This is a genomic window from Sphingomonas taxi (genome assembly GCF_000764535.1).
Classification (GTDB): Bacteria; Pseudomonadota; Alphaproteobacteria; order Sphingomonadales; family Sphingomonadaceae; genus Sphingomonas; species Sphingomonas taxi.
In genome coordinates this window covers 798,306-823,036 of the sequence record NZ_CP009571.1, presented here as the reverse complement: position 1 = coordinate 823,036, position 24,731 = coordinate 798,306, and the positions used below count along the sequence as shown (strand labels likewise).

The following is a 24,731-nucleotide window of genomic DNA, read 5'->3' as shown; positions in this document are numbered from 1 at the left end:
CAATAGGCAGAAACTAGGGCTAAAGTCGCAGTTCTAAATCTCGACTCTGTGTGATATGCAAAGTTGCGAGTCGGATAGCAGTCCGATGGCCGGGGGCGGTAACTTGCAGATTGTTCGGATCATTATGGTGGTCTGGTTGCTGGTCGGGGCGTCGTCGGCGTCGGCGCAGGAGAAGTCCGGCGTCAAGCCGGGTTTCACGCTGACGCCGGGATCGGCGCATATCGTGCTGATCCGGCCTTCGATCCAGGTCGGGGCGCAATCGACCGCGGGGATGTTCGAACCCAATGCCGACTGGACCGCACAGGCACGCGACGCACTTGGCGCCGCGTTGCGTACGGCGGAGCGGCGGCTCGGCAACGACGTGACCGATTATGTCGAGCCCGTCGGCGCGGACGCCGCGCGGCTTGCCGAATATCAGGCGCTGTTCGATACGGTCGCGGCGTCGGTGATCGAATATCAGTTCTTCGTCGGCAACCGGCTGCCGACCAAGAAGCGCAAGGACCAGTTCGCCTGGAGCCTCGGGCCGGAGGTTGCGACGCTGCCCGGCCTCGCCGGCGCCGATTACGCGCTGTTCGTCTCGACCGAGGATCATTTCGGTTCGACCGGACGCAAGGTGTTGCAGATCTTCGCCGCACTCGCGCGGGTGCCGGTCACCGCCGGGGTACACCGGGGGTTCGCCGGGCTGGTCGATCTGCGTACCGGCGATCTGGTGTGGCTCAACGCCGATTGGCAGATGGGCGGGGACGTCCGCGATGCCGCCGGCGCCGAGAAGCGCGTGCGGCAGTTGCTCGCCGGCTTCCCCGGCAAGCCCGCAGCAGCGCCTTGAGATGCGCCGCCTGATCGCCGCCGCGCTGATCGTCTCGACCGCGACTGCGGCGTCCGATCCGGTGCTGCCGCCCTATGTTCCCGCCTATCAGCCTACCGATGTCGACGAGCGTGGTGCGTGGATGATCGCCGACGAAGAGGAGCGGCGGCTGCGCGATGCGCCGGAGGTGATCCGCGATCCCGCGCTCAACGCCTTCGTCCGCGACGTCCTGTGCCGCACCGTCGGTGCCGATCGCTGCGCCGCGATCCGGCTCTACATCGTGCGCATCCCGGCGTTCAACGCGACCACCTATCCCAACGGGATGATGACGGTGTGGACGGGTGCGCTGCTGCGGCTGCACAGCGAGGCGGAGCTCGGCGCGATGCTCGGCCACGAATTCGGCCATTTCGAGCTGCGTCATACCGTGGCGAGCTTCCGCCACCGGCGCAGCGGCAACGCTTTGCTCGCCTGGGCATCGATCCTCGGCGGCGGCTTCGCCTTGCAGGTGGCGACGATCGGCGGCTTCTACCGCTTCGATCGCGCGCAGGAGAAAGCGGCGGACCTGCTCGGCCTGCGCTACCTAGCGGCCTCGTCCTATCCGGCATCGGCGGCGGCGGACATCTGGGTGCGCGCCATGGCGGAGACGGACGCGAGCGCGATCGGCCGCTATCGCAAGCCCGACCAACGCTACACCGCCGGTTTCTTCGCGACGCATCCGACCGATCTCACCCGCGCCACCTATCTGCGTGCCGCGGCGGCGGCGATCGGCGTCCACGGCGCGGACGAGGCGGCGCGGTATCGCGCGGCGGTCGCGCCATGGCTGCCGCGCCTGCTCGCCGACCAGATCAAGCGCAACGACTTCGGCGGCAGCGAATATCTGCTCGCGCAACTGGCGGCGGACGGCTGGACGACGCCGCTCCTGTTCGCGCGGGGCGAATTGTATCGCGAACGCGGCAATCCGCGCGATCTGGTGAGCGCCGCCGGTTTCTATCGCGACGCGATCGGCCGTGGCGACGCGCCGCCGGAAGCCTATCGCGGGCTCGGCCTCGCGCTGTTGCGCGGCAACCAGGCCGAGCCGGGCAAGGCGGCGCTGCGCGACTATCTTCGGCGCAAGCCCGATGCGGGCGATGCGCCGCTGATCTCCACCCTGATCGCTTCATGAGGCTTGCCGATGACGTTGCGCCGCTTCCCCTCCATCGCGCTCGCCGCCGCGGCGCTCGCTCTCGCGGCGCCGGTCCACGCCGCCAACACGCTCATCCCGGCGGGGCAGCGCATCGCCGTCGCCGGATCGGTGCTGACCGTACAGCCTGACGCCGAATGGAACAGGCTCGGCGTTCGCCCCGGACGCTATGCGGAACGCTGGACGCGCGACGGCGACCAGCTCGACGCACTGACCTTCTATGGCGGGATCGCCGACGGCAAGACGCTGTTCCGAGAGGTCAACCGGAAGGAGCGGCCGTTGCCGCGCGTGGCGGCGACGATGCTGGTCACCGACATCCCGATTTTGCTGGAGAACAGCTATCGCGTCGCGCGCGGCATCGCGGCGATGACGATCGAGCGGGTCGAGCCGGCACGCTTCGCCGGCAGCGACGGCGTCCATTTCACCTACAGCTATATCCGTCTCGACGAATCGCTGCACCGGCGCGGCGAGGCGTTCGGCGCGATCATCCGCGGCCGCCTGTATCTGATCACCTATGAGGCGCCCGCGCTCTATTATTACGAGCGGAGCGCACCGACGGCGCGGCGCGTCGTCGACAGCGCGCGGGTGTGACGGCCGCGGCAGGGCAGGGGTTTGTGGGTAAACTGACCCACCCACCAGATACTGGGCGGGCAGGTCAGTCCGGCAATCCCTTCCATGGTCTTTCCGACCGAGTCTGCGTGTAGCCGGAGAAGGTTAACGTCGCGTTCCGTATGTTCGTGGCCATCGGATTGTCATGCGATCGACCGTGACGCCGATCGGACAGAATCATTTGACTGATGACAAAATGGGTCTGTAGCTTTAGGACAACATTCGTGCCCGAGTTCCGTCGAAAACGACGATGACCGTAGTGTGCCGGGAGACAGCCGATGACCCAGATTCGTTGGAAACGAACGAAGCTGCGCGCCCTGATCCTGCGCATCCAGGGCTCGGTGTTCATCTCCGACGGCTTGCGGCGGCACCTGCTCAATTTCGCAGGCGCGCGGATCCACCCGACCGCCACCATCCGTCATTCCTGCTGGCTCGACAGCGCCGACATCGTGATGGGACCGGATGCGATGCTCAACTGCTTCGCCCGCTACGACGGTGCCGCGCCGCTGATCTTCGAGGCGGGCGCGCGCGTCTCGTCGGGCGTCACCTTCACCACCAGCACGCATCATCACACCGGCAATCCCAAGCGGCGCTCGTCGCAGGAGACGATCGACTCGCCGATCACGATCAAGGCGGGCAGCTGGGTGATGACCGACGTGACGATCAATCCCGGCGTCACGATCGGCGCGGGCTGCGAGATCGGCGCCAAGGCGCTGGTCGTCGAGGATACCGAGCCCAACGGCCTGTACGTCAACATGGCCGGTCCCTCCGGCGCCATCCGCGCGCGACGGATCAAGGACCTGCCCGTGCCCGGCGTCGCCGCGACGCCGGTGGTGCTGGCGACGAAGCGCGCCTGATGCCCGCTGCCGGCGGTGCTTAGTAGCGATGCGCCGGGCGGAGCGAAGCCGTGCGGCGTGAGTTGATTTGTTTCGGAACGGGATTCCGGCGCAAGACCCTATAGCGATTGCGGTTGCTCGCCGGCGTCCCGACCGGCATGTCTGTACCACGCCCTGCCGGCGGGCTCGTCAACTCCCGGGCCGGCAGGGCGCCCGATGGGGCGCTTGAGAATGTATTGGGAACATCTTTCCGCAAGCGATGCCCTGATCCTCGCCGGAATCGCGGTGCTGATCGCCAGCCTGTGTCTCGCGTTGCGCTACGACCGGCGCGTGCAGCAGCGGCGTGCCGCCGAGTGGCACGATGCCTATTACCGGCGCGGCGGACTGGTGCGCGCGCTGATGGGCCGATGGGGCCGCGGCCCGGCGCGCCTGACCGACCAGCGCGACGACGTGTCCCGCCCGCAGACACAACAAAGGGGGCCGTAGCCCCCTTTGCGAGCGCCCGTGGCGCTGCCGTGACCGGCGGCCGCGCCCACAGGCGACGACCGCGGAAAACGGATCTTAGTTGCTGTCGGCCTTGTCGTCGTCCGAAGCGACGGCAACGATGCCGGCTGCCACGGCAGCGACCGCCAGTACGGCGATGATGACGCCGCCACCGGCGAGCTCGTTCTTCTTGGCCGAGGTGGAACCGGTGCGCACCGACTTGGCGACCGACAGGCTCGCAGCGGGGTTGGCCGGTGCCGCAGCGACCGGTGCAGCGACGAGGGCCGTAGCGGCAACGGCGGTGAGGTACTTACGAATCACGCTAATCTCCTATTGTAGGGTTACCCCTCGGCCATCCCTGGCACGAGGAGGCTACCATTGGGTTAATGCAGGCGATTTTGCAATCTCGGGCAACGACGTATGGCAGCGTCGCAATCGCCGCGGTCGGCACACGAAACGATCGGCCCAGCGGCATCGAACTTTGGATAATACGCGCGTCCTCAACTGCTTATCAGCAAAAGTCCGGACGTGATTCACAAGGCTGCACCCGCCTGCGCTGATGCAAATCGACCCAAGCCACTGACGTCAAACATCCATCCGCAATCCGAGCGGGCATGCTCACTCAAGTCATTGCGAACGCACGTGAAATCAAATCATTCCTCACCCCGTCGCTTGCCATACGCAATCGGTCGAAGACCTTATCATCGTATAATATATTTGACGGACTAAAGGCGAAATGATGGAATGGCGATCCGATCAACCGACGGAAGGACGCCTTTTGAGCCACCCGCACCGCCGCGCGCTCCTGAAGACCGGCGGCGCCTCCGCCGTCGCGGCGCTGTTGCCCGCCGCGCCGCTCGCTGCGGCGGCTCCGGCCGGTTCGCCGAACCCGCGCATCGTCGAGCCGCTCGACACCGACTGGCGCTTCCACCTCGGCCACGCCAGCGATCCGGCCAGGGACTTCGGCTTCGGCCGCAGCCACGATACCTATGCCAAATCGGGCGACGCCGGCACCCCGGCCGCCGAAGCCAAGTTCGACGCCAAGGATTGGGCGACGGTGTCGCTGCCGCACGACTGGGCAGTCGACTTGCCGTTCGAGCGGTTCGGCGCGCCGGGCAGCGACGCGGACAAAACCGGCGCCTATCAGGGCTTCAAGCCGCTCGGCCGGATGTGGCCGGCGACCAGCGTCGGCTGGTACCGGCGCATCATCCGCCTGACGCCGGCGGATGCGACGCGCCGGCTGCTGCTCCAGTTCGACGGCGTGTCGCGCGACTGCCTCGTTATCCTCAACGGCTTCGTCGTCGGGTCGAACGAGAGCGGCTATACGCCGTTCGAGATCGACGTCACCGACTTCGCCAAGCCGGGCGAGGACAATGTGCTGCTCGTCCGCTGCGACGTCAGCCTCGGCGAGGCATGGTCGTACGAGGGCGCCGGCCTCTATCGCCACGCGCGGCTGGTCAAGACCGCGCCGGTGCACATCCGGCAATGGGGTGCGACCGTACGCACCACCGTCGCCGCAGCGGGCGCGCAGGTGGCGATCGCGACCGAGATCGTCAACGACGGCCCCGCCACACGCGTGCGGCTGCGCTCGACGATCGCCGCGCCGGACGGACGGGTGGTGGCGCGGCTGACCTCCGATCCGCTCGCGCTGCCCGCCTGGGGCGAGACGATCGCGGCGCAGCAGACGCTGCTCGCCAGTCCGGCGCTCTGGTCGCTGGAGACGCCGCACCTCTATACGCTGACCAGCGAGATCCTGATCGACGATGCGCCGGTCGACCGCGACGAGACGCGCTTCGGCATCCGCACGATCCGCTTCGATCCCGACCGCGGTTTCTTCCTCAACGACCGTCCGGTGAAGATCAAGGGCACCTGCAATCATCAGGATCATGCCGGCGTCGGTTTCGCGGTGCCCGACAGCCTGCACGTCTGGCGGCTCGAACAGCTCAAGGCGATGGGCGCCAACGCCTATCGCTCGACCCATCATGCCCCCGCGCCGGCGATCCTCGACGCCTGCGACCGGCTCGGCATCCTCGTGATGAGCGAGACGCGGCAGATGTCGAGCAATGCCGAAGGCCTGTCACAGCTCGACCGCGTCGTGCGGCAGGGTCGCAACCACCCCAGTGTCTTCATCTGGAGCATCGGCAACGAGGAGATCCACCGCGGCACCGAAAACGGCGCCCGCATCGCCGAGACGATGAAGCGCCGCGTCCACGCGCTCGACGGCACCCGTCCGGTGACCGAGGCATTCAACGGCAAGCTCGGGCAGGGCGCCTCGCGCGTGCTCGATGTCATGGGCTGCAATTATTATCTCGGCGAGATCGACGGCTATCACGCCAAGCATCCGACCGTGCCGATGATCGGCACCGAGACGGGCAGCACGGTGATGACGCGCGGCGAATATGCCCGCAACGACAAGGAAGGGCTCGTCCCCGCCTACGATCAGGACTATCCGGTCTGGGCGACGACCGCGGAGAAATGGTGGTCCTTCTACGACGCGCGGCCGTTCCTCGCCGGCGGGTTCGTCTGGACCGGCTTCGACTATCGCGGCGAGCCGACGCCGTTCGAACGCTGGCCGGAAAACGTCTCCCACTTCGGCCAGATGGACCTGTGCGGCTTCCCCAAGGACAATTTCCATTATTACCGCGCCTGGTGGGGGGCGGAGCCGGTGCTCCACCTCTTCCCGCACTGGAACTGGCCGGGTCGAGAGGGGCAGACGGTCGCGGTCTGGGTGCACAGCAATTGCGACGCGGTCGAATTGTTCCTCAACGGTCGCAGCCTCGGGCGGCAGACGGTGGCGCGCAACGCGCATCTCGCTTGGCAGGTGCCGTACGCACCGGGCCGGATCACCGCGCGGGGTTTCCGTAATGGTGGCCTTATCCTGACCGCCGAACGACAGACGACCGGCGCACCCGCAGGGATCGGCCTGTCGAGCGATCGACGCCAGCTCGCACCGGGCGAGGTCGCGGTGGTCCGCGCCGCGATCCTCGACAAACGGCGCCGCGAGGTACCGACCGCCAGCAACCGCATCAGCTTCGTGCTGAGCGGCGACGCGGTATTGCTCGGTGTCGGCAACGGCGATCCGCGCAGCCTGGAGCCCGATCACGCCACGACGCGATCCGCGTTCAACGGCTTGGCGATGGCGCTGGTCCAGGCAGGGGAGAAGGGTGGTCCGATCCGCCTCGAGGCACGCGGCGACGGCCTTGCCGCGACGATGCTGCCCCTGATCGGAAGCGCGGCGCGCGCCTGACGGTTCAGCCGCTCAGTCGTGCCGCCAGAGCGCGGATCGCCTGCCCGGCGAACACCGCGACCGGCTCGCCATCGACGTCGACCGCGCGTTCGGGACGCAGCACCGCGTCATTCTGCAGGCCGTTGTCGAGCGCCAGCCACGCCCGCACCGCATCGGCGAGATTGGTCACCTCGGGAACCTCGTTGCCGCCGCGGTCGACGTTGGCGAGGACGGCGCTCATCTGCCATTCGATATCGCTCACGCCGCATCCTTCCGGCCGTAGAGGAAGGCGCCGGCGCCCGCCGCGGCGATCGCGACCAGCGCCGTGGTCAGCCCCGAATGTTTCGCCGCGGCGGTATACAGGCTGGTCTGCCGCGCCGCCGGATGCTCGCCCGAATGGACGCGGCCGGTATCGGTGGTGGTGAACAGATTGCTCGGCGCTGGCTGGTCCTTCTTGGGATCGACGAACATCGTCGCCGCCAGCGGCGCGAGCCGGTCGAACAGCTTGGGGAAATGCGCGGCGAACAGCGCCTGCGCGCGGCCCGCCCCGCCGACGGTGATGTCGCGCTTGGCATGCGTCGCGCAGAACAGGATCGCGTCCGCGACCAGCTCGGGCGCATAGACCGGCGGCGGGATCTGCGCCTCGCCGGGCTCGTGATTGGCGGCATGCTGGGCGATCGGCGTGTCGATCCCCGACGGTTTGACCAATGTCACCTGGATCGGCACCCCGTCGCTGGCCAGCTCCATGCGCAGCGCGTCGATATAGGCCCTGGTCGCGTGCTTGCTCGCGGCATAGGCGCCCATGATCGGGCTCGGCATGTCGGACGCGACCGACCCGACCGTGATCAACGTGCCGCGCGACGCGGTCAGATACGGGATGGCGGCGAGGCAGCCGTGGACGGTGCCGAAATAATTGGTCCGGAACAGCTGGCGATGTTCGTCGTCGGGCAGCTCGACCAGCTTGCCGTAGATGGCGGTGCCGGCATCGTTGACCCAGGTGTCGATCCGTCCGAACCGCTGGTTGGCATGCGCGGCTGCGGCGCGCATCGTATCCGCGTCGCCGATGTCGGCGGCATAGGCGTCCGCCGTCCCTCCCGCCGCGACGATGCCCTGTACCGCCTCGCGCAGCGCCGCTTCGTCGCGGGCGATCAGCAACACCTTGGCGCCGCGCGCCGCCGCCATCCGCGCGGTGACGAGGCCGATACCGGAGCTTGCTCCGGTGATCACGATCACCTGCTCGGCGAGAGGCTTTAGCGCTGGCTTCATGGGTTCATCTTTCGCTGGGGTGCGCAACAAGCGCGCCACCACGGCGGCGGGTTCCGCCAAGGTCGGGAACCTCGGCGGGCCACGGGGGTTCGCCGCGACATGACCGATAGCGCCCGCCAAAACGTCGCCAGCAAATACCCCTTGCTGGCATTTCCGCACATCCAGCTCCACGGCACCGTGGACGACATGATGTACGCCCGCTTCAAGACGCAGCTCGCCGAGGCGCCGCAGGACGGCTCGCTCGTCGTGTCGATCACCACGCTCGGCGGCGACCCCGAGATGGGCCGCGCGATGGGCGACGACATCCAGCTGCTGCGCGACTATACCGGCCGCGAGACGCTGTTCCTCGGCAAGGTCGCGGTCTATTCGGCCGGCGCGACCTTCATGGCGGCCTTCCCGGTCGAGAAGCGGTTCCTCACCCGCGGCACCCGGCTGATGCTGCACGAGCGGTTGATGACCAGCACGGTGCAGCTCTCCGGTCCGCTCACCACCTTGCCCGCGGTGCTCAAGGCGAAGCTCCATGAGATCGAGGAGTCGATCAAGATCCAGGAAGAGGGCTTCCGCGAGATCGTCCGCGGCTCGTCGGTGACGCTGGACGAGCTGCGCAGCAAGGCGCCGTCCAACTGGTATATCGAGGCCGAAGAGGCGCGCCAGCGCGGCCTTGTTCTTGATGTGATCTGATCGCCGCCTATCTCTCGGGGGTTGCACTCGCCCGACGAAAGGCATAGCCGCAACGCAGCATATAGAGGAGCGTTGCGGCGATGGCCGAGTTCACCCTGCCCAAGAACAGCAAGGTCAAGGCGAAGGGCAAGGTTCATAAAGCGACCGGTGACGCGCAGCGCATCAAGACCTTCAAGGTCTATCGCTACGATCCCGATACCGCCGAGAACCCGCGTTACGATACGTTCGAGATCAACCTCGACGAATGCGGCCCGATGGTGCTCGACGCGCTCATCAAGATGAAGGCCGAGCAGGATTCGTCGCTCACCTTCCGCCGGTCGTGCCGCGAGGGCATTTGCGGGTCCTGCTCGATGAACATCGACGGCCGCAACGGCCTCGCCTGCACCACCGCGATCGAGGACGTGAAGGGCGAGGTGAAGATCACCCCGCTGCCGGCGATGGACGTCATCAAGGACCTCGTCCCCGACTTCACGCATTTCTATGCGCAATACAGCTCGATCAAGCCGTGGATGCAGACGGTCAGTCCGCCACCCTCGGGCAAGGAGCGGCTGCAGTCGCCCGAGGATCGCGCCAAGCTCGACGGTCTCTACGAGTGCATCCTGTGCGCCTGCTGCTCGACCTCGTGCCCGAGCTATTGGTGGAACGCCGACAAGTTCCTCGGGCCGGCGATCCTGCTCCAGGCCTATCGCTGGCTCGCCGACAGCCGCGACGAGATGACCGGCGAGCGGCTCGACCAGCTCGAGGATCCGTTCCGCCTCTATCGCTGCCACACGATCATGAATTGCGCGAACACCTGCCCCAAGGGTCTCAACCCGGCCAAGGCGATCGCCGAGATCAAGAAGATGGAAGCCGAGCGCATCCTGTAAGGCACGTGGCGTGACGGAGTCGCCGGCCTTCGTCTACGACGACGATCCGGAGCTGCCCGGCTGGAAACGCTGGCAGTTCCGGGACGTGTCGCGCTTCAACGCGTTCATCGAGCCGCTGCACGTCCGCGTCGAGGACGACATCGCCCGCGTCCGCATGCAGCCGCGGCGCGACCATTCCAATATGCGCGAAAACGTCCATGGCGGGGCGCTGCTCGGCTTCATGGACGTCGCGCTGTTCGCCGCGTCGCGCGGCTTCGGCGTTCTCGGGGCAGGGGGCGCGGTGACGGTCGATCTGTCGGCGCAGTTCATCGATGGCGGCGCGATCGGGGTGCCGTTGGAAGCACGCATCGAACTGTTGCGCGAAACCGGCCGCATGCTGTTCCTGCGCGGGCTGATCGTGCAGGAGGCGCGGACGATCGCCAGCTTCACCGGCACGCTGCGCAAGGCGACGGCCTGAGGCGAACGCTTTGTCCGATCGCGCCTGCCCGCACCCGGCGCCGCCTGCGGCATCTATCCCTCTCCCGCCGACCGACAGGTGAGGGTGAGGCGAAACGCCTATAATGACCATGAGCGCCCCGGCGTTCGCAGGAGCTCCCCATGACCAAAGTCCTCAACGCCTATGACGCGCTCGTCGCCGCGGGCGAGCTGCGCCCCGACGCCGAACAGCGCGCCGCCGCCACCCGCCTCGACGAACTCGCCGCCGCACTCGAGGCGCCACGCAAGAAGGGCTTGCTGAGCCGCCTCACCGGGCGCGGCGGCGGCGGACCGCGCGGCGTCTACATGTTCGGCGACGTCGGCCGCGGCAAGTCGATGATGATGGACCTGTTCTTCGCCAATGTCGCGGTGGACAAGAAGCGCCGCGTCCATTTCTCCGAATTCATGCTCGAGGTGCACGGCCGCATCGCGATCGAACGCCGCCGGGAAGCTGGCGACCCGATCGCCCCCGTCGCCGCGGCGCTCGCCGCCGAGACGCGATTGCTCGCCTTCGACGAGATGATGGTCACCAACTCGCCCGATGCGATGATCCTCAGCCGCCTGTTCACCGCCTTGCTCGAAGCCGGCGTGACGATGGTCACCACCTCCAACCGCGCGCCCGCCGACCTCTACAAGAACGGCCTCAACCGCGAGCATTTCCTACCTTTCATCGCACTGATCGAAAGCCGGCTCGACGTGGTGACGCTGAACGGGCCGATCGACTATCGCCGCGACCGGCTCGGCCAGCAGAACACCTGGCTCGTCCCCAACGGCGCCGAGGCGACGCGCAACCTGTCCGCCGCCTTCTTCCGCCTGACCGATCACGAGGTGACCGAGCCGATCCCGTCGGAGGATATCGCGGTGCAGGGGCGTACCCTGCACGTCCCCAAGACGCTGAAGGGCGTCGCGGTCTTCTCCTTCAAAAAGCTGTGCGGCGAGGCGCGCGGCGCGGCCGACTATCTGGCCGTCGCACGCCGCTATCATACGGTGATCCTCGTCGGCATTCCGAAGCTGGGGCCGGAGAACCGCAATGAGGCGGCACGGTTCGTCGCGCTGATCGACGCGCTCTACGAGCATAAGGTCAAGCTGCTTGCGGCGGCCGATGCCGAGCCCGACGCGCTCTATCCCGAGGGCGACGGCCGGTTCGAATTCCAGCGCACGGTCAGCCGACTGGAAGAAATGCGGTCCGAAGACTATCTAGCACAAGGCCATGGCACGGCCTAATGCACTTGCGAACCATTATCAGATAAACTCTTAACCCATGCCGTTTAACGGTTGCCGGGCGCGCAAAACGGGCGTAACCGGCGTGGCCAATCACGCCCTGCCTGTAACGGAGATGGATTGGATGGCTCGCAAGAAGATCGCGCTGATCGGCGCCGGTAACATCGGCGGCACGCTCGCGCACCTCGCGGCATTGAAGGGCCTTGGCGACATCGTCCTGTTCGACGTCGTCGAAGGCGTGCCGCAGGGCAAGGCGCTCGACCTGTCGCAGTGCGGCCCGGTCGAAGGTTTCGATGCCAAGATCACCGGCTCGAACGATTATGCCGATATCGCCGGCGCCGACGTCATCATCGTCACCGCCGGTGTCGCGCGCAAGCCCGGCATGAGCCGCGACGATCTGCTCGGCATCAACCTCAAGGTGATGAAGGCGGTCGGCGAGGGCATCAAGGCCAATGCGCCCGACGCGTTCGTGATCTGCATCACCAACCCGCTCGATGCGATGGTCTGGGCGCTGCGCGAATTCTCGGGCCTGCCGCACAACAAGGTGGTCGGCATGGCCGGCGTGCTCGATTCGGCGCGCTTCAGCCACTTCCTCGCCGACGAGTTCCAGGTTTCGGTCAAGGACGTCACCAGCTTCGTGCTCGGCGGCCACGGCGACACGATGGTCCCGGTCATCTCCTATTCGACCGTCTCGGGCATCCCGGTTCCCGACCTTATCAAGATGGGCCGCTCGACGCAGGACAAGATCGACGCGATCGTCAAGCGCACCCGCAGCGGCGGCGGCGAGATCGTCGGCCTGCTCAAGACCGGCTCGGCCTATTACGCCCCGGCGACCAGCGGCATCGCCATGGCCGAGGCCTATCTCTACGACCAGAAGCGCGTCCTGCCCGCCGCGGCCTATGTCGACGGCCAGTACGGCGTGAACGACCTCTATGTCGGTGTGCCGGTGGTGATCGGTGCCGGCGGCGTCGAGCAGATCGTCGAGATCGCGCTCGACGACGAGGCGAAGGCGAACCTCACCGTCTCGGTCGACGCGGTCAAGGAACTGCTCGAGGCGTGCAAGGGCATCGACAGCTCGCTGAATTAAGGTGCAACCCGCGGCCCCTTTGTGCTCCCGCGAAGGCGGGAGCCCAGACTGGGTCCCCGCCTTCGCGGGGACACATGGGGGCGGGCGGTGAGCAAGCCAGGCTACGTCTATATGATGGCGAGCCAGTTGAACGGCACGATTTATCTCGGTGTCACCAGCGACCTTCCTGCCCGCGTGTACCAGCACCGCAACGGCTTGGTCGAAGGCTTCACCAAGAAATATGGTTGCAAACGTCTCGTCTGGTACGAGGTCCACGACGAACTGGAGAGTGCGCGATACCGCGAACTCCAGCTCAAGAAGTGGAACCGCCAGTGGAAGTTGCGGCTGATCGAAGAGAAGAACCCTGACTGGGACGATCTGTTCGAGTCGCTGTTCTAGATATCAAGTGTTCCCGCCTCGGCGGGGGCCATAAAGAGTGGGAGCACCAATGAGCATCCTCGTCAACAAGAACACCAAGGTCATCACCCAGGGCATGACCGGAGAAACCGGCAGCTTCCACACCAAGGCGGCGCTGGACTATGGCACGCAGATGGTCGGCGGCGTGACGCCGGGCAAGGGCGGGACCGAGCATCTCGGCCTGCCGGTGTTCAACACCGTCGCCGAAGCCAAGTCGAAGACCGGCGCCGATGCGTCGGTGATCTACGTGCCGCCCCCCTTCGCCGCCGATTCGATCCTCGAGGCGATCGACGCCGAGATCCCGCTGATCGTCGCGATCACCGAAGGCATCCCGGTGCTCGACATGGTCCGCGTCAAGCGCGCGCTGTCGGGCTCCAAGTCGCGGCTGATCGGTCCGAACTGCCCGGGCGTGCTGACGCCGGGCGAGTGCAAGATCGGCATCATGCCCGGCAGCATCTTCAAGCAGGGCTCGGTCGGCGTCGTGTCGCGCTCGGGTACGCTGACCTATGAGGCGGTGTTCCAGACCTCGAACGCCGGCCTCGGCCAGACCACCGCGGTCGGCATTGGCGGCGATCCGGTCAACGGCACCAACTTCATCGACGTGCTCGAACTGTTCCTCGCCGACGAGGCGACGCAGTCGATCATCATGATCGGCGAGATCGGCGGCGACGCCGAGGAGCAGGCCGCACAGTTCCTGATCGACGAGGCCAAGCGTGGCCGCAAGAAGCCGATGGCCGGCTTCATCGCGGGCCGCACCGCGCCTCCGGGCCGTCGCATGGGCCATGCCGGCGCGATCGTGTCGGGCGGCAAGGGCGACGCCGAGAGCAAGATCGCGGCGATGGAAGCCGCCGGCATCAAGGTCGCGGCGAGCCCGTCGGAACTGGGCTCGACGCTGCTGGAAGTGCTGAACGGCTGATCTGACCCTTCTCCCCTCGTGGGAGAAGGATACGGAGACTTGGCGGCGCAGCCGCCTAGTCGAAGTTGGATGAGGGGGATGTTGAGCGACACCCTTTCCCCTCACCCTCCCACCGCCTGACGGCGGCGGGCCCCTCCCTCTCCCACAAGGGGAGAGGGGTTGAAGGAAGAAGACCATGGGCTACGAAGGTCAGGATTTCGGCGACATCGCATCCGGCGTGTCGCCTGCGTTCATCGAAGCGCTCTACGCCAAATATCAGGCCGACCAGTCGTCGGTCGATCTCGGCTGGCGTGGCTTCTTCGAGGGTCTCGAGGCCGGCACCGGCGGTCCGAGCTGGACCAACAAGCGCTGGCCTTTGTCGACCACCGACGACCTGACCGCGGGCCTCGACCCCACCCAGATGGAGCCCGCGCCCAAGCCCGCCAAGGGCGGCAAGCCCGCCGCAGCCGCCACCGCGGCGCCCTCCAAGGACGACATCATCAAGGCGGCGGGCGATGCGATCCGCGCGCAGATGCTGATCCGTACCTATCGCGTCCGCGGCCATCTCGCCGCCAATCTCGATCCGCTCGGCCTGTCGCACCGCGACATGCCCGAGGATCTGCGCACCGAATATCACGGCTTCACCGACGCCGACATCGACCGGCCGATCTACCTCGGCGGCACGCTCGGCTTCGAATGGGCAACCGTACGCGAGCTCGTCGACACGCTGCGTCGCAATTACTGCGGCAACGTTGGCCTCGAATATATGCACATCGTCGACGTCGAGGAGCGCCGCTTCCTGCAGGACCGCATGGAGGGCAAGGACAAGGCGATCGAGTTCAGCAGCGACGGCAAGCGCGCGATCCTGAGCAAGGTCATCGAGGCCGAGCAATGGGAGAAGTTCCTCGGCAAGAAGTATGTCGGGACCAAGCGCTTTGGCCTCGACGGCGGCGAGAGCATGATCCCGGCGCTCGAAAGCGTCATCAAATACGGCGGCCAGGCCGGCGTACGCGAGATCGTCTACGGCATGGCGCATCGCGGCCGTCTCAACGTGCTCGCCAACGTGATGGCGAAACCGCTGCGCGTGATCTTCCACGAATTCGCCGGCGGTTCGGCCAACCCCGACGAGATCGGCGGTTCGGGCGACGTCAAATATCACCTCGGCACCTCGACCGACCGCGAGTTCGACGGTCACAAGGTCCATATGTCGCTGGTCGCCAATCCGTCGCACCTCGAGGCTGCCGATCCGGTCGTGCTCGGCAAGACGCGCGCGATCCAGACGCTCGCCAACGACCTCGTCGAGCATACCGGCTCGCTGCCGGTGCTGATCCACGGCGACGCGGCGTTCGCGGGGCAGGGGATCGTCTGGGAATGCCTCGGCTTCTCGGGCATCCGCGGCTACAACACCGGCGGCTGTGTCCATTTCATCATCAACAACCAGGTCGGCTTCACGACCTCGCCGCAATTCGCGCGCTCGTCGCCCTATCCGTCCGACGTGGCGAAGGGCGTGCAGGCGCCGGTCTTCCACGTCAACGGCGATGATCCCGAGGCGGTGACCTTCGCCACCAAGATGGCGATCGAATTCCGCCAGAAGTTCCATCGCGACATCGTGATCGACATGTGGTGCTATCGCCGCTTTGGTCACAACGAGGGCGACGAGCCGGGCTTCACGCAGCCGCTGATGTACAACGTCATCCGCCAGCATCCCGGCGTCAGCGAGATTTACGCCAAGCGTCTGATGTCGGAAGGCGTGATCGATCAGGCATGGCTGGACGACAAGGTCCACCAGTTCACCACCCTGCTCGAAGGCGAATTCGAGGCGGGCGCGAGCTACAAGCCCAACAAGGCGGACTGGTTCGCCGGTCGCTGGTCGGGTCTGTCGGCGCCGACCGACGGCGGCAGCGAACGCCGCAACGTCGAGACCGGCATCGAGCTCAAGCTGTTCGACGCGCTCGGCCGCACGCTGACGACGGTGCCCGAGGGCATCCAGATCCACAAGACGCTGTCGCGCGTGATCGACGCCAAGCGCCAGATGTTCAAGACCGGCGAGAATTTCGACTGGGCGACCGGCGAGGCGCTGGCCTTCGGCTCGCTGCTGTCGGAGGGCTATGGCGTCCGCCTGTCGGGTCAGGATTCGGGCCGCGGCACCTTCTCGCAGCGCCACGCGGTCTGGGTCGACCAGACCGACGAGCACAAGTACGTGCCGCTGACCACGGTCGAGCACGGCCGGTTCGAGGTGCTCGATAGTCCGCTCTCCGAATATGGCGTGCTCGGGTTCGAGTACGGCTATGCGCTCGCCGACCCGAAGACATTGGTGATGTGGGAGGCGCAGTTCGGCGATTTCGTCAACGGCGCGCAGATCATGATCGACCAGTTCATCACCAGCGGCGAATCCAAGTGGCTGCGCGCCAACGGCCTCGTGATGCTGCTGCCGCACGGCTACGAAGGGCAGGGACCCGAGCATAGCTCGGCACGTCCCGAACGCTTCCTCCAGTCGTGCGCGCAGGACAATATCCAGGTCGCCAATTGCACCACGCCGGCGAACTATTTCCACTTGCTGCGCCGGCAGATGCACCGCAACTTCCGCAAACCCCTGATCGTGATGACGCCCAAGTCGCTGCTCCGCCACAAACTGGCGGTGTCGGCCGCGGCGGACTTCCAGGGCGACAGCCACTTCAAGCGCATCCTGTCCGACACCAATGGTGCGGCGGATGCCGAGACGAAGCGGCTGGTGCTGTGCACCGGCAAGGTCGCCTATGATCTGATCGAGGCGCGCAACGCCGCGGGCGATACCGGCACGCAGATCGTGCGGATCGAGCAGCTCTATCCGTTCCCCGGCGATGCGCTCGCCCGCCGGATCGCGCGGATGCCGCAGCTCGAGGATGTCGTCTGGGCGCAGGAAGAGCCGAAGAACAACGGTTACTGGTTCTTCGTCGAGCCGCTGATCGAGGAATCGCTCAAGGCCGCCGATTGCGCGGTCAAGCGGCCGCGCTATGCGGGCCGTCAGTCCGCCGCCTCGCCGGCGACGGGCTTGATGAAGCGCCACACCGCCGAACAGGGCGCGCTGGTCGCCGATGCGCTCGGCCACAACGTCCGCGAGGAAATCCGCCGCACCCGCAGCGAGGCGTCCACCACCACCGCCCGGCCCACCCAGGCCCCCAGCAGCTAACAACGTTCCCCGATTGAGACCCCTCCCCGGGGAGAAGGATGCAAGAGATGGCAACCGAAGTTACCGTGCCCGTTCTGGGTGAATCGATCACCGAAGCCACCGTCGGCGAATGGCTCAAGCAGCCCGGCGACCCGGTCAAGGTCGACGAGCCGATCGCCAGCCTCGAGACCGACAAGGTCTCGGTCGAGGTGCCGTCGCCGGTCGCCGGCGTGATGGGCCAGCATGCGGTCAAGGTCGGCGACACGGTCGAGGTCGGCGCGATGCTCGCGACGATCGAGGCGGGTGACGGCGCGGCCGCCGCTCCGGCGTCGGCGCCCGCGCCCGCCGCCGCTCCGGCCCCGCCGCGCCGGCAGCGGCTGCCGCTCCGGCACCGGCCGCGCAGCCGGAAGCGTCGAGCGATTCGCCCGCGGCGCTGTCGCCGTCGGTGCGTCGTGCGGTGCTCGAATATGGTCTCGATCCGTCGTCGATCACCGGCACCGGCAAGGACGGCCGCATCACCAAGGAAGACGTCGCCGCCGCCGCCGCGTCGAAGCCCGCGACGCAGGCCCCCGCCGCCGCGCCGGCGCCCGCCGCTGCCCCCACCGGCGGCCGCAAGGAAGAGCGCGTCAAGATGACGCGCCTGCGCCAGACGATCGCCAAGCGCCTCAAGGAAGCGCAGAACACCGCCGCGATGCTGACGACGTTCAACGACGTCGACATGACCGCGGTGATCGAGGCGCGCGCCAAGTATAAGGACCTGTTCGAGAAGAAGCACGGCGTCCGCCTCGGCTTCATGGGCTTCTTTGTGAAGGCCGCGACGATGGCGCTGAAGGACATCCCGTCGGTCAACGCCTCGATCGAGGGCGACGAGATCGTCTATCACGATTACGCCGACATCTCGGTCGCGGTCAGCGCGCCCAACGGCCTCGTCGTGCCGGTGATCCGTGACGCGCAGGACCTGACCGTCGCGGGCATCGAGAAGACGATCGGCGACTTCGGCCGCCGCGCCAAGGACGGCACGCTCAAGATGGACGAGATGAAGGGCGGCACCTTCACCATCTCCAACGGCGGCGTGTTCGGCTCGCTGATGTCGACCCCGATCATCAACCCGCCGCAGGCGGCGGTGCTCGGCCTGCATCGCATCGAGGAGCGTCCCGTGGTGGTCGGCGGCCAGGTCGTCGTGCGTCCGATGATGTATCTCGCTTTGTCCTACGATCACCGCCTGATCGACGGCCGCGAGGCGGTGACCTTCCTCGTCGCGCTCAAGAACGCGATCGAAGACCCGACCCGCATCCTGATCGACCTGTAAGCGCTTGTGCTCCTGCGAACGCAGGAGCCCAGGGTCACGGGCGGTATCGCCACTTGGCTCTGGGTTCCGGCGTTCGCAGGAACACGGTAGGAGTCCGGCATGCGCCCCAGTTACGTCTACCTCATGGCCAGCGGACGCAACGGCACGCTCTATCTCGGTGTGACCAGCGATCTGATCCGCCGGGCATATGAACATCGTAACCGGCTCGTCGATGGCTTCACCAAAGAACATGGCTGCATCCTGCTTGTCTGGTACGACGCGAGCGACGACATACAGGCGGCACGGCAGCGTGAGCTGCAAATGAAGAAGTGGAAGCGGGCCTGGAAGGTCGATCTGATCGAACAGGGCAACCCGCAGTGGAAGGATTTGTACGAGACGCTGTTCTGACGCGTGCTCCTGCGAACGCAGGAGTCCAGAGCCAAGAACGGCATCGCCCGTAACCCTGGGCTCCTGCGTTCGCAGGAGCACGATGGAGCTGAGCAATGGCTGACGAACAGCAATACGACTATGACGTCCTCGTGATCGGTGCCGGCCCCGGCGGCTATGTCGCGGCGATCCGCGCCGCGCAGCTCGGGCTGAAGACCGCCTGCGCCGAAAGCCGCGAGACGCTGGGCGGCACCTGCCTCAACGTCGGCTGCATTCCGTCGAAGGCGATGCTGCACGCGTCGGAGTTCTTCGATGCCGCCTCGAACGGCACGATGGCCAAGATGGGCATCAAGGTCACCGCCGAGCTCGATCTCGACACGATGCACGGCCAGCGCCGCGACGCGGTCAACCAGCTCACCGGCGGCATCGAATATCTGTTCAAGAAGAACAAGGTCGAATGGCTCAAGGGCCGCGCCAGCTTCACCGGCAAGGACAGCGTCGAGATCGACGGCAAGGCCGTTCGCGCCAAGAACATCGTCATCGCCACCGGCTCGTCGGTCACGCCGCTGCCCGGCGTCACCGTCGACCAGAAGGTCATCGTCGATAGCACCGGCGCGCTCGAACTCGCCAAGGTGCCGCAGCATCTCGTCGTCATCGGTGGCGGCGTCATCGGCCTCGAGCTCGGCAGCGTGTGGCGCCGGCTCGGCGCCAAGGTCACGGTCGTCGAATATCTCGACCAGATCCTGCCCGGCTTCGACGGCGACGTCCGCAAGGAAGCGCAGAAGATCTTCAAGAAGCAGGGTTTCGAGTTCAAGCTGTCGACCAAGGTCACCGGCGTGGCGGTGAATGGCGACGCGGCGACGCTGACCGTCGAGCCCGCCGCCGGCGGCGAGGCGCAGACGATCGACGCGGACGTGGTGCTGCTCGCGATCGGCCGCAAGGCGAACACCGATGGCCTCAACCTCAACGCCGCCGGTCTTTCGGTCAACGCGCGCGGCCAGGTCGAGATCGACCATGACTTCGCCACCAGCGTCCCCGGCATCTGGGCGATCGGCGACGTCGCCCCCGGCCTGATGCTCGCGCACAAGGCCGAGGACGAGGGCATTGCGGTCGCGGAGAACATCGCCGGCCTGACCGGCATCGTGAACCACGACATCATCCCGAGCGTCGTCTACACGCTGCCCGAATTCGCCGGCGTCGGTCTGACCGAAGAGGCCGCCAAGGCGAAGGGCGAGATCAAGGTCGGCAAGTTCCCGATGATGGCGAACAGCCGCGCCAAGACCAATCACGAGCCCGACGGCTTCGTGAAGATCATCGCCGATGCCAAGACCGATCGCGTCGTCGGCGTCTGGGCGATCGCCAGCGTCGCGGGCACGATGATCGCGCAGGCGGCGCAGGCGATGGAGTTCGGCGCGACATCGGAGGATATCGCCTATACCTGTCACGCCCATCCGACGCATTCCGAAGCGATCAAGGAAGCGGCGATGGCGGTGACCGGCAAGCCGATCCACATCTGATCGTGGCGGGCGCGGACACCCGCCGCGCCGCGCTGGAGGTCGCATGGCTGACGCTGACCCGCGGGACCCTGCCCGGTCTCGCGGGTCTTCGTATGTGGCCGGTACGCGCGGATCATTGTTTCCAGCGCATCCTGCTCGACGCGGCGGTAGGCGGAATCTGGTATGACGCGGTCGAGGGGCGGCCGGCGTATCGGTTCATCGCGGTGGACCTGCTGGAGCGGGCGGTGTCGCTCGGGCAGGGGGCCGCCGAAGGGACGGTCGATCTCGCCGCGCTCAACCGCCAGTCGCTGACGTGGCGGCGCGAGAGGAAGGCTGCGGCTCCCACAATGCTCTGATATCTGGTGCAGGGCCACCTCATCGATGATCGACTCGAACGGGTGCGCAACCAGCAATAGTTCGTCACCCGACGAAACCACCCGCATCGCCATCCGTTTGCCCGATGAAGGAGAACCGTCACGACGGCTCCGCAAAGGGATTCGATGATCTGCTCGCCGTCGACCGCATGTTGAAACCGCTCGCTGTTGCCGCGACCGCGCTCGGGCTGGGCGGTTGCACACCTGCGCTGCTCGATCCCGCCGGACCGGTCGCCGCCGGCGAGAAGACGCTGCTGATCAATTCGCTCGCGGTGATGCTCGGCATCGTCGTGCCGGTGATCGTCGCGACCATCGCCTTCGCCTGGTGGTTCCGCGCCGGCAATGCGCGCGCCAGGCGCCGCCCGGACTTCGCCTATTCGGGCAAGCTCGAACTGCTCGTCTGGTCGGTGCCGCTGCTCGTCATCATCTTCCTCGGCGGGATGGGCTGGATCGCTGCGCATGATCTCGACCCGCGCCGGCCGCTGGCGTCCAGGCAGAAGCCGATCGTCGTCCAGGTCGTCGCGCTCGATTGGAAATGGCTGTTCGTCTATCCCGAACAGGGGATCGCGACGGTCAACCGCGTGATCGTCCCCGCCGGCACGCCGATCGATTTCCGCATCACCTCGGCGACGGTGATGAACAGCTTCTTCGTGCCGCGGCTCGGCAGCCAGATCTACGCGATGTCCGGCATGGAGGCGAAGCTCAACCTGATGGCGGACAAACCCGGCCGATATCCCGGCCTGTCGGCGCATTATAGCGGCGAAGGCTTCTCGGACATGGACTTCGTCGTCGACGCCGTACCGCCGCAGCAGTTCGCGGCTTGGGCGGCGGGCACCAAGGGGCGGGGGCCGGCGCTCGACGCCGACAGCTATCACGCGCTCGCCCGGCAGCGGGGCAATCTGAAGCCCTTCGCCTACGGCAGCGTCCCTGCCGGCTTCTTCGCCGCCGCGGTGCGCGAGGCCGGCGCGCCGGTGCACGAGGTCGATAACGGCGGACGGGAGAATTGAGCATGTTCGGCAAGCTCAATTGGCATTCGGTCCCCTGGGACCAGCCGATCCCGTTGATCGCCGCCGCCATCGTCGGCAGCGGCATCCTCGCGGTGCTGGTCTGGACGTGGCGCGCCGGCCATGTCCCCTATATCTGGAACGAGTGGATCACCTCGGTCGATCACAAGCGGATCGGCATCATGTATTGCATCTTCGCGCTGCTGATGCTGATGCGCGGCTTCGTCGATGCGGCGATGATGCGCAGCCAGCAGGCGATCGCCTATGGCAATCCGGGCTATCTGCCGCCGGAGCATTACGACCAGATCTTCTCGGCGCACGGCACGATCATGATCTTCTTCGTGGCGATGCCGTTCGTCATCGGGCTGATGAACTTCGTTGTGCCGTTGCAGCTCGGCGTGCGCGACGTCGCCTTCCCGACGCTCAACAACGTCAGCTTCTGGCTGACGGCGAGCGGCGCCTTGCTGATCAATCTCAGCCTCGTCATCGGCGAATTCGCCAAGACCGGCTGGCTCGCCTATCCGCCGCTGTCGGAGCTGCGCTTCTCGCCCGGCGTCGGCGTCGATTACTATCTGTGGGCGCTACAGATTTCCGGCGTCGGCACGTTGCTGTCGGGGGTCAATCTCGTCACCACGATCCTCAAGATGCGCGCCCCCGGCATGGGCTATACCCGCATGCCGATGTTCTGCTGGACCAGCCTCGCGTCCAACCTGCTGATCGTCGCGGCCTTCCCGATCCTCACCGCGACGCTCGCGATGCTGCTGCTCGATCGCTACCTCGGCTTCCACTTCTTCACCAACGATGCCGGCGGCAACCAGATGATGTTCGTCAACCTCATCTGGGCCTGGGGCCATCCCGAGGTCTATATCCTGATCCTGCCGGCGTTCGGCGTGTTCAGCGAGGTGGTCTCGACCTTCTCGAGCAAGCCTCTGTTCGGCTATCGTTCGATGGTCGTCGCGACGATGGTGATCTGCATCCTGTCGTTCATCGTCTGGCTGCACCACTTCTTCACGATGGGCGCGGGGGCCGACGTCAACGGCTTCTTCGGCGTGACGACGATGATTATCGCGGTGCCGACCGGGGTGAAGGTCTTCAACTGGCTGTTCACCATGTATGGCGGCCGCATCCGCTTCCACGTGCCGATGATGTGGGCGGTGGCGTTCATGATCACCTTCGTGATCGGCGGCATGACCGGCGTGCTGCTCGCCGTGCCGCCCGCCGACTTCGTGCTGCACAATTCGCTGTTCCTCGTCGCGCATTTCCACAACGTCATCATCGGCGGCGTGCTGTTCGGTGCCTTCGCCGGCTACAATTACTGGTTCCCCAAGGCGTTCGGCTTCACCCTCGACGAACGCTGGGGCAAGCGCGCCTTCTGGCTGTGGGTGATCGGCTTCTACGTCGCGTTCATGCCGCTCTACGTGCTCGGACTGATGGGGATGACGCGGCGGATGCAGCATTACGACGTGCCGGGCTGGCAGCCGTGGCTGATCGCCGCCGCCTTCGGTGCGCTGATGATCGCCGGCGGCATGGCGTGTCAGGTGATCCAGCTCTACGTCTCGATCCGCAACCGCAAGGACCTTGCCGACACCAGCGGCGATCCATGGGACGGGCGCAGCCTCGAATGGATCACCACCTCGCCGCCGCCGCCGTTCAACTTCGCGGCGCTGCCCGACGTGAAGGGCGAGGAAGCCTATTGGGACATCAAGTCGACCGCGCGGGAAAATCGCGAACTCTCCGAACGCCCCAAATACGAGGCGTTCCACATGCCGCGCAATTCGCCGACCGGCGTCGTCACCGCTTTTTTCACCACCGCGCTGGGCTTCGCCGCGGTGTGGCATATCTGGTGGCTGTTCGGGCTGGGCTTCCTCGGCGCCTGGGCGACCTTCGTCGTCTTCGCCTGGCGCGACGAGAATGAGACCGAGATCAGCGCCGAGGAGGCGGAGCGGCTCGACCGCGAACGGCGTACCGCCAAGGCGCAATTGCTCGATATCCCTGCGGACCAGCCGGCATGAGCGGCGATCCGCACAAGCTCGGCCGCGGCGAGACGGCACCCAGCGAACGCGGCCCCGCGCCCAAGCGGATCGTCGTGGCCTATGGCTTCTGGATCTTCCTGCTCACCGACTTCATCATGTTCGCCGGCTTCTTCGCCGCTTATGCGGTGCTGGCCCAGGCGACCGCAGGCGGGCCGGCGGCGCGCGACATCGTCGAACTGCCGCTGGTCGGCGCGGAGACGGCGCTGCTGCTCGCGTCCAGCTTCGCCTGCGGCATGGCGGGGATCGCGACCGCGGCAAAGAACCGCTTCTGGTTCCAAATCGCGATGGCGGCGACCGCACTGCTCGGTGCCGGCTTCCTCGGCCTCGAAGCCTATGAGTTCCTGCACCTCATCCACGAGGGCAACGGGCCGCAGCGCAGTGCCTTCCTCTCCGCCTTCTTCGCACTCGTCGGCTGCCACGGCCTGCACGTCACGCTCGGGCTGATCTGGTTGACGACGATGATGGCGCAGGTCCAGGCCAAGGGCTTCCGCGACGAGATCGTCCGCCGCATCGCCTGTTTCAGCCTGTTCTGGCACGCACTCGACATCATCTGGGTGGCGCTGTTCACCACCGTCTATCTGCTGGGAGTGGCGCGATGAGCGACCGGAGCGACCTGGACGATGATCGCGCGCCCGGCGAGGGCAGCAGCGACGCCGGCGACATCCGCGCCAAGGTGCTGACCTATGTGGCCGGTTTTGTGCTGGCGGCGGTGCTCAGCATCGCCTCCTTCGCGGCGGTGCATAGCGGGGTGATTTACGGTCCCGGCATCCCGGTGGCGCTGATCGCGCTGGCGATCGCGCAGATGGGCGTCCACCTCGTCTTCTTCCTCCACGTCACCAGCGGGCCGGACAATACCAACAACGTCCTCGCGCTGGCGTTCGGCGTGCTGATCGTCGGATTGGTGCTGATCGGCTCGATCTGGATCATGGCGCACCTCGACCACAATCTGATGCCGGCGAGCATGCCGGCGATGTAG

At 66.5% G+C, this 24,731-nt stretch carries 24 protein-coding genes and 1 pseudogene; 22 read left to right on the top strand and 3 right to left on the bottom strand.

The annotated features are described in order from the left end of the window. Positions 1-124: 124 nt before the first annotated feature. The 5 genes from MC45_RS03595 (at position 125) to MC45_RS03575 (ending at position 3,916) form a co-directional block, all read left to right on the top strand. On the top strand, positions 125-826 hold the full coding sequence (locus MC45_RS03595) for a hypothetical protein (protein ID WP_038659607.1): 702 nt from the start codon (positions 125-127) through the stop codon (positions 824-826). Position 827: 1 nt separating this feature from the next. Continuing rightward, positions 828-1,967 (top strand): M48 family metallopeptidase, encoded by a 1,140-nt coding sequence (locus MC45_RS03590; RefSeq protein ID WP_038659604.1) that lies wholly within the window; start codon positions 828-830, stop codon positions 1,965-1,967. A gap of 9 nt (positions 1,968-1,976) precedes the next feature. Further along, positions 1,977-2,576 (top strand): hypothetical protein, encoded by a 600-nt coding sequence (locus MC45_RS03585; protein ID WP_038659601.1) that lies wholly within the window; start codon positions 1,977-1,979, stop codon positions 2,574-2,576. Positions 2,577-2,872: 296 nt separating this feature from the next. Beyond that, positions 2,873-3,451 carry an acyltransferase gene (locus MC45_RS18560; RefSeq protein ID WP_052075500.1) on the top strand — a complete coding sequence of 193 codons (579 nt, stop codon included), beginning with the start codon at positions 2,873-2,875 and terminating at the stop codon, positions 3,449-3,451. Positions 3,452-3,661: 210 nt separating this feature from the next. Beyond that, entirely contained in the window at positions 3,662-3,916 is a 255-nt protein-coding gene (locus tag MC45_RS03575; protein ID WP_038659598.1) for a hypothetical protein, read from the top strand. Positions 3,917-3,991: 75 nt separating this feature from the next. On the opposite strand, the gene MC45_RS03570 is transcribed toward MC45_RS03575, so the two are convergent. Next, positions 3,992-4,234, bottom strand: a complete 243-nt coding sequence (locus tag MC45_RS03570) for a hypothetical protein (protein WP_137899379.1) — start codon at positions 4,232-4,234, stop codon at positions 3,992-3,994. A gap of 457 nt (positions 4,235-4,691) precedes the next feature. Between MC45_RS03570 and galA the strand changes: the two genes are divergently transcribed. Then, a complete protein-coding gene (galA, locus tag MC45_RS03565) occupies positions 4,692-7,160 on the top strand; it encodes a beta-galactosidase GalA (RefSeq protein WP_038666369.1) in 2,469 nt (822 codons plus the stop codon). A gap of 4 nt (positions 7,161-7,164) precedes the next feature. Here galA and MC45_RS03560 read toward each other — a convergent pair whose 3' ends face one another. Both MC45_RS03560 and MC45_RS03555 read right to left on the bottom strand, forming a co-directional pair. After that, the gene (locus MC45_RS03560; RefSeq protein WP_038659592.1) at positions 7,165-7,401 is read right to left on the bottom strand and encodes a hypothetical protein; all 237 of its coding nucleotides are present in this window, start codon (positions 7,399-7,401) and stop codon (positions 7,165-7,167) included. Next, on the bottom strand, positions 7,398-8,405 hold the full coding sequence (locus tag MC45_RS03555; protein ID WP_038659590.1) for an SDR family oxidoreductase: 1,008 nt from the start codon (positions 8,403-8,405) through the stop codon (positions 7,398-7,400). Before MC45_RS03555 ends, MC45_RS03560 begins: the two co-directional genes overlap by 4 nt. A 99-nt stretch (positions 8,406-8,504) precedes the next feature. Between MC45_RS03555 and MC45_RS03550 the strand changes: the two genes are divergently transcribed. From MC45_RS03550 to cyoD, 16 genes and pseudogenes are all read left to right on the top strand, one after another. After that, positions 8,505-9,086: a ClpP family protease gene (locus MC45_RS03550; protein WP_038659587.1), complete on the top strand. Its 582-nt coding sequence runs from the start codon at positions 8,505-8,507 to the stop codon at positions 9,084-9,086. 80 nt (positions 9,087-9,166) lie between these two features. Next, complete coding sequence (locus tag MC45_RS03545; RefSeq protein ID WP_038659584.1) at positions 9,167-9,952, top strand: succinate dehydrogenase iron-sulfur subunit; 786 nt, start codon at positions 9,167-9,169, stop codon at positions 9,950-9,952. A 10-nt stretch (positions 9,953-9,962) separates the two neighbouring features. Continuing rightward, positions 9,963-10,409: a PaaI family thioesterase gene (locus MC45_RS03540; protein ID WP_038659581.1), complete on the top strand. Its 447-nt coding sequence runs from the start codon at positions 9,963-9,965 to the stop codon at positions 10,407-10,409. Positions 10,410-10,549: 140 nt separating this feature from the next. Next, on the top strand, positions 10,550-11,650 hold the full coding sequence (zapE, locus tag MC45_RS03535; RefSeq protein ID WP_038659578.1) for a cell division protein ZapE: 1,101 nt from the start codon (positions 10,550-10,552) through the stop codon (positions 11,648-11,650). Between the two features lie 121 nt (positions 11,651-11,771). Next, positions 11,772-12,734: a malate dehydrogenase gene (gene mdh / locus MC45_RS03530; RefSeq protein ID WP_038666366.1), complete on the top strand. Its 963-nt coding sequence runs from the start codon at positions 11,772-11,774 to the stop codon at positions 12,732-12,734. 87 nt (positions 12,735-12,821) lie between these two features. Continuing rightward, positions 12,822-13,112, top strand: a complete 291-nt coding sequence (locus MC45_RS03525; RefSeq protein ID WP_038659575.1) for a GIY-YIG nuclease family protein — start codon at positions 12,822-12,824, stop codon at positions 13,110-13,112. A 49-nt stretch (positions 13,113-13,161) separates the two neighbouring features. Beyond that, positions 13,162-14,046: a succinate--CoA ligase subunit alpha gene (gene sucD, locus MC45_RS03520; RefSeq protein WP_037536645.1), complete on the top strand. Its 885-nt coding sequence runs from the start codon at positions 13,162-13,164 to the stop codon at positions 14,044-14,046. Positions 14,047-14,221: 175 nt separating this feature from the next. Continuing rightward, entirely contained in the window at positions 14,222-17,194 is a 2,973-nt protein-coding gene (locus MC45_RS03515; protein ID WP_038659569.1) for a 2-oxoglutarate dehydrogenase E1 component, read from the top strand. Between the two features lie 47 nt (positions 17,195-17,241). Continuing rightward, a pseudogene (gene odhB, locus MC45_RS03510) lies at positions 17,242-18,482 on the top strand (2-oxoglutarate dehydrogenase complex dihydrolipoyllysine-residue succinyltransferase). Between the two features lie 99 nt (positions 18,483-18,581). Next, a complete protein-coding gene (locus MC45_RS03505; RefSeq protein WP_281177480.1) occupies positions 18,582-18,869 on the top strand; it encodes a GIY-YIG nuclease family protein in 288 nt (95 codons plus the stop codon). A gap of 95 nt (positions 18,870-18,964) precedes the next feature. Next, positions 18,965-20,365 carry a dihydrolipoyl dehydrogenase gene (gene lpdA, locus MC45_RS03500; protein ID WP_038659567.1) on the top strand — a complete coding sequence of 467 codons (1,401 nt, stop codon included), beginning with the start codon at positions 18,965-18,967 and terminating at the stop codon, positions 20,363-20,365. Positions 20,366-20,367: 2 nt separating this feature from the next. Beyond that, entirely contained in the window at positions 20,368-20,700 is a 333-nt protein-coding gene (locus MC45_RS03495) for a GCN5-related N-acetyltransferase (protein ID WP_245640830.1), read from the top strand. A 167-nt stretch (positions 20,701-20,867) separates the two neighbouring features. Beyond that, positions 20,868-21,725 carry a ubiquinol oxidase subunit II gene (cyoA, locus tag MC45_RS03490; RefSeq protein WP_081974523.1) on the top strand — a complete coding sequence of 286 codons (858 nt, stop codon included), beginning with the start codon at positions 20,868-20,870 and terminating at the stop codon, positions 21,723-21,725. 2 nt (positions 21,726-21,727) lie between these two features. After that, a complete protein-coding gene (gene cyoB, locus MC45_RS03485; RefSeq protein WP_052075497.1) occupies positions 21,728-23,734 on the top strand; it encodes a cytochrome o ubiquinol oxidase subunit I in 2,007 nt (668 codons plus the stop codon). After that, complete coding sequence (gene cyoC, locus MC45_RS03480) at positions 23,731-24,354, top strand: cytochrome o ubiquinol oxidase subunit III (RefSeq protein ID WP_038659561.1); 624 nt, start codon at positions 23,731-23,733, stop codon at positions 24,352-24,354. The genes cyoB and cyoC overlap by 4 nt, the downstream gene beginning before the upstream one ends. After that, the gene (gene cyoD / locus MC45_RS03475; RefSeq protein ID WP_038659559.1) at positions 24,351-24,731 is read left to right on the top strand and encodes a cytochrome o ubiquinol oxidase subunit IV; all 381 of its coding nucleotides are present in this window, start codon (positions 24,351-24,353) and stop codon (positions 24,729-24,731) included. The genes cyoC and cyoD overlap by 4 nt, the downstream gene beginning before the upstream one ends.

What these genes read in the sequence shown, in the direction of transcription:
- MC45_RS03595 (WP_038659607.1), top strand. Translation starts at nt 125, where the DNA reads ATGGTGGTCTGGTTGCTGGTCGGGGCGTCGTCGGCGTCGGCGCAGGAG.
- MC45_RS03550 (WP_038659587.1), top strand. Translation starts at nt 8,505, where the DNA reads ATGACCGATAGCGCCCGCCAAAACGTCGCCAGCAAATACCCCTTGCTG.
- cyoC (WP_038659561.1), top strand. Translation starts at nt 23,731, where the DNA reads ATGAGCGGCGATCCGCACAAGCTCGGCCGCGGCGAGACGGCACCCAGC.
- MC45_RS03585 (WP_038659601.1), top strand. Translation starts at nt 1,977, where the DNA reads ATGACGTTGCGCCGCTTCCCCTCCATCGCGCTCGCCGCCGCGGCGCTC.
- MC45_RS03555 (WP_038659590.1), bottom strand. Translation starts at nt 8,405, where the DNA reads ATGAAGCCAGCGCTAAAGCCTCTCGCCGAGCAGGTGATCGTGATCACC.
- MC45_RS03515 (WP_038659569.1), top strand. Translation starts at nt 14,222, where the DNA reads ATGGGCTACGAAGGTCAGGATTTCGGCGACATCGCATCCGGCGTGTCG.
- lpdA (WP_038659567.1), top strand. Translation starts at nt 18,965, where the DNA reads ATGGCTGACGAACAGCAATACGACTATGACGTCCTCGTGATCGGTGCC.
- cyoA (WP_081974523.1), top strand. Translation starts at nt 20,868, where the DNA reads ATGTTGAAACCGCTCGCTGTTGCCGCGACCGCGCTCGGGCTGGGCGGT.
- MC45_RS03545 (WP_038659584.1), top strand. Translation starts at nt 9,167, where the DNA reads ATGGCCGAGTTCACCCTGCCCAAGAACAGCAAGGTCAAGGCGAAGGGC.
- MC45_RS03590 (WP_038659604.1), top strand. Translation starts at nt 828, where the DNA reads ATGCGCCGCCTGATCGCCGCCGCGCTGATCGTCTCGACCGCGACTGCG.
- cyoB (WP_052075497.1), top strand. Translation starts at nt 21,728, where the DNA reads ATGTTCGGCAAGCTCAATTGGCATTCGGTCCCCTGGGACCAGCCGATC.
- MC45_RS03505 (WP_281177480.1), top strand. Translation starts at nt 18,582, where the DNA reads ATGCGCCCCAGTTACGTCTACCTCATGGCCAGCGGACGCAACGGCACG.
- cyoD (WP_038659559.1), top strand. Translation starts at nt 24,351, where the DNA reads ATGAGCGACCGGAGCGACCTGGACGATGATCGCGCGCCCGGCGAGGGC.
- zapE (WP_038659578.1), top strand. Translation starts at nt 10,550, where the DNA reads ATGACCAAAGTCCTCAACGCCTATGACGCGCTCGTCGCCGCGGGCGAG.
- sucD (WP_037536645.1), top strand. Translation starts at nt 13,162, where the DNA reads ATGAGCATCCTCGTCAACAAGAACACCAAGGTCATCACCCAGGGCATG.
- MC45_RS03575 (WP_038659598.1), top strand. Translation starts at nt 3,662, where the DNA reads ATGTATTGGGAACATCTTTCCGCAAGCGATGCCCTGATCCTCGCCGGA.
- mdh (WP_038666366.1), top strand. Translation starts at nt 11,772, where the DNA reads ATGGCTCGCAAGAAGATCGCGCTGATCGGCGCCGGTAACATCGGCGGC.
- MC45_RS18560 (WP_052075500.1), top strand. Translation starts at nt 2,873, where the DNA reads ATGACCCAGATTCGTTGGAAACGAACGAAGCTGCGCGCCCTGATCCTG.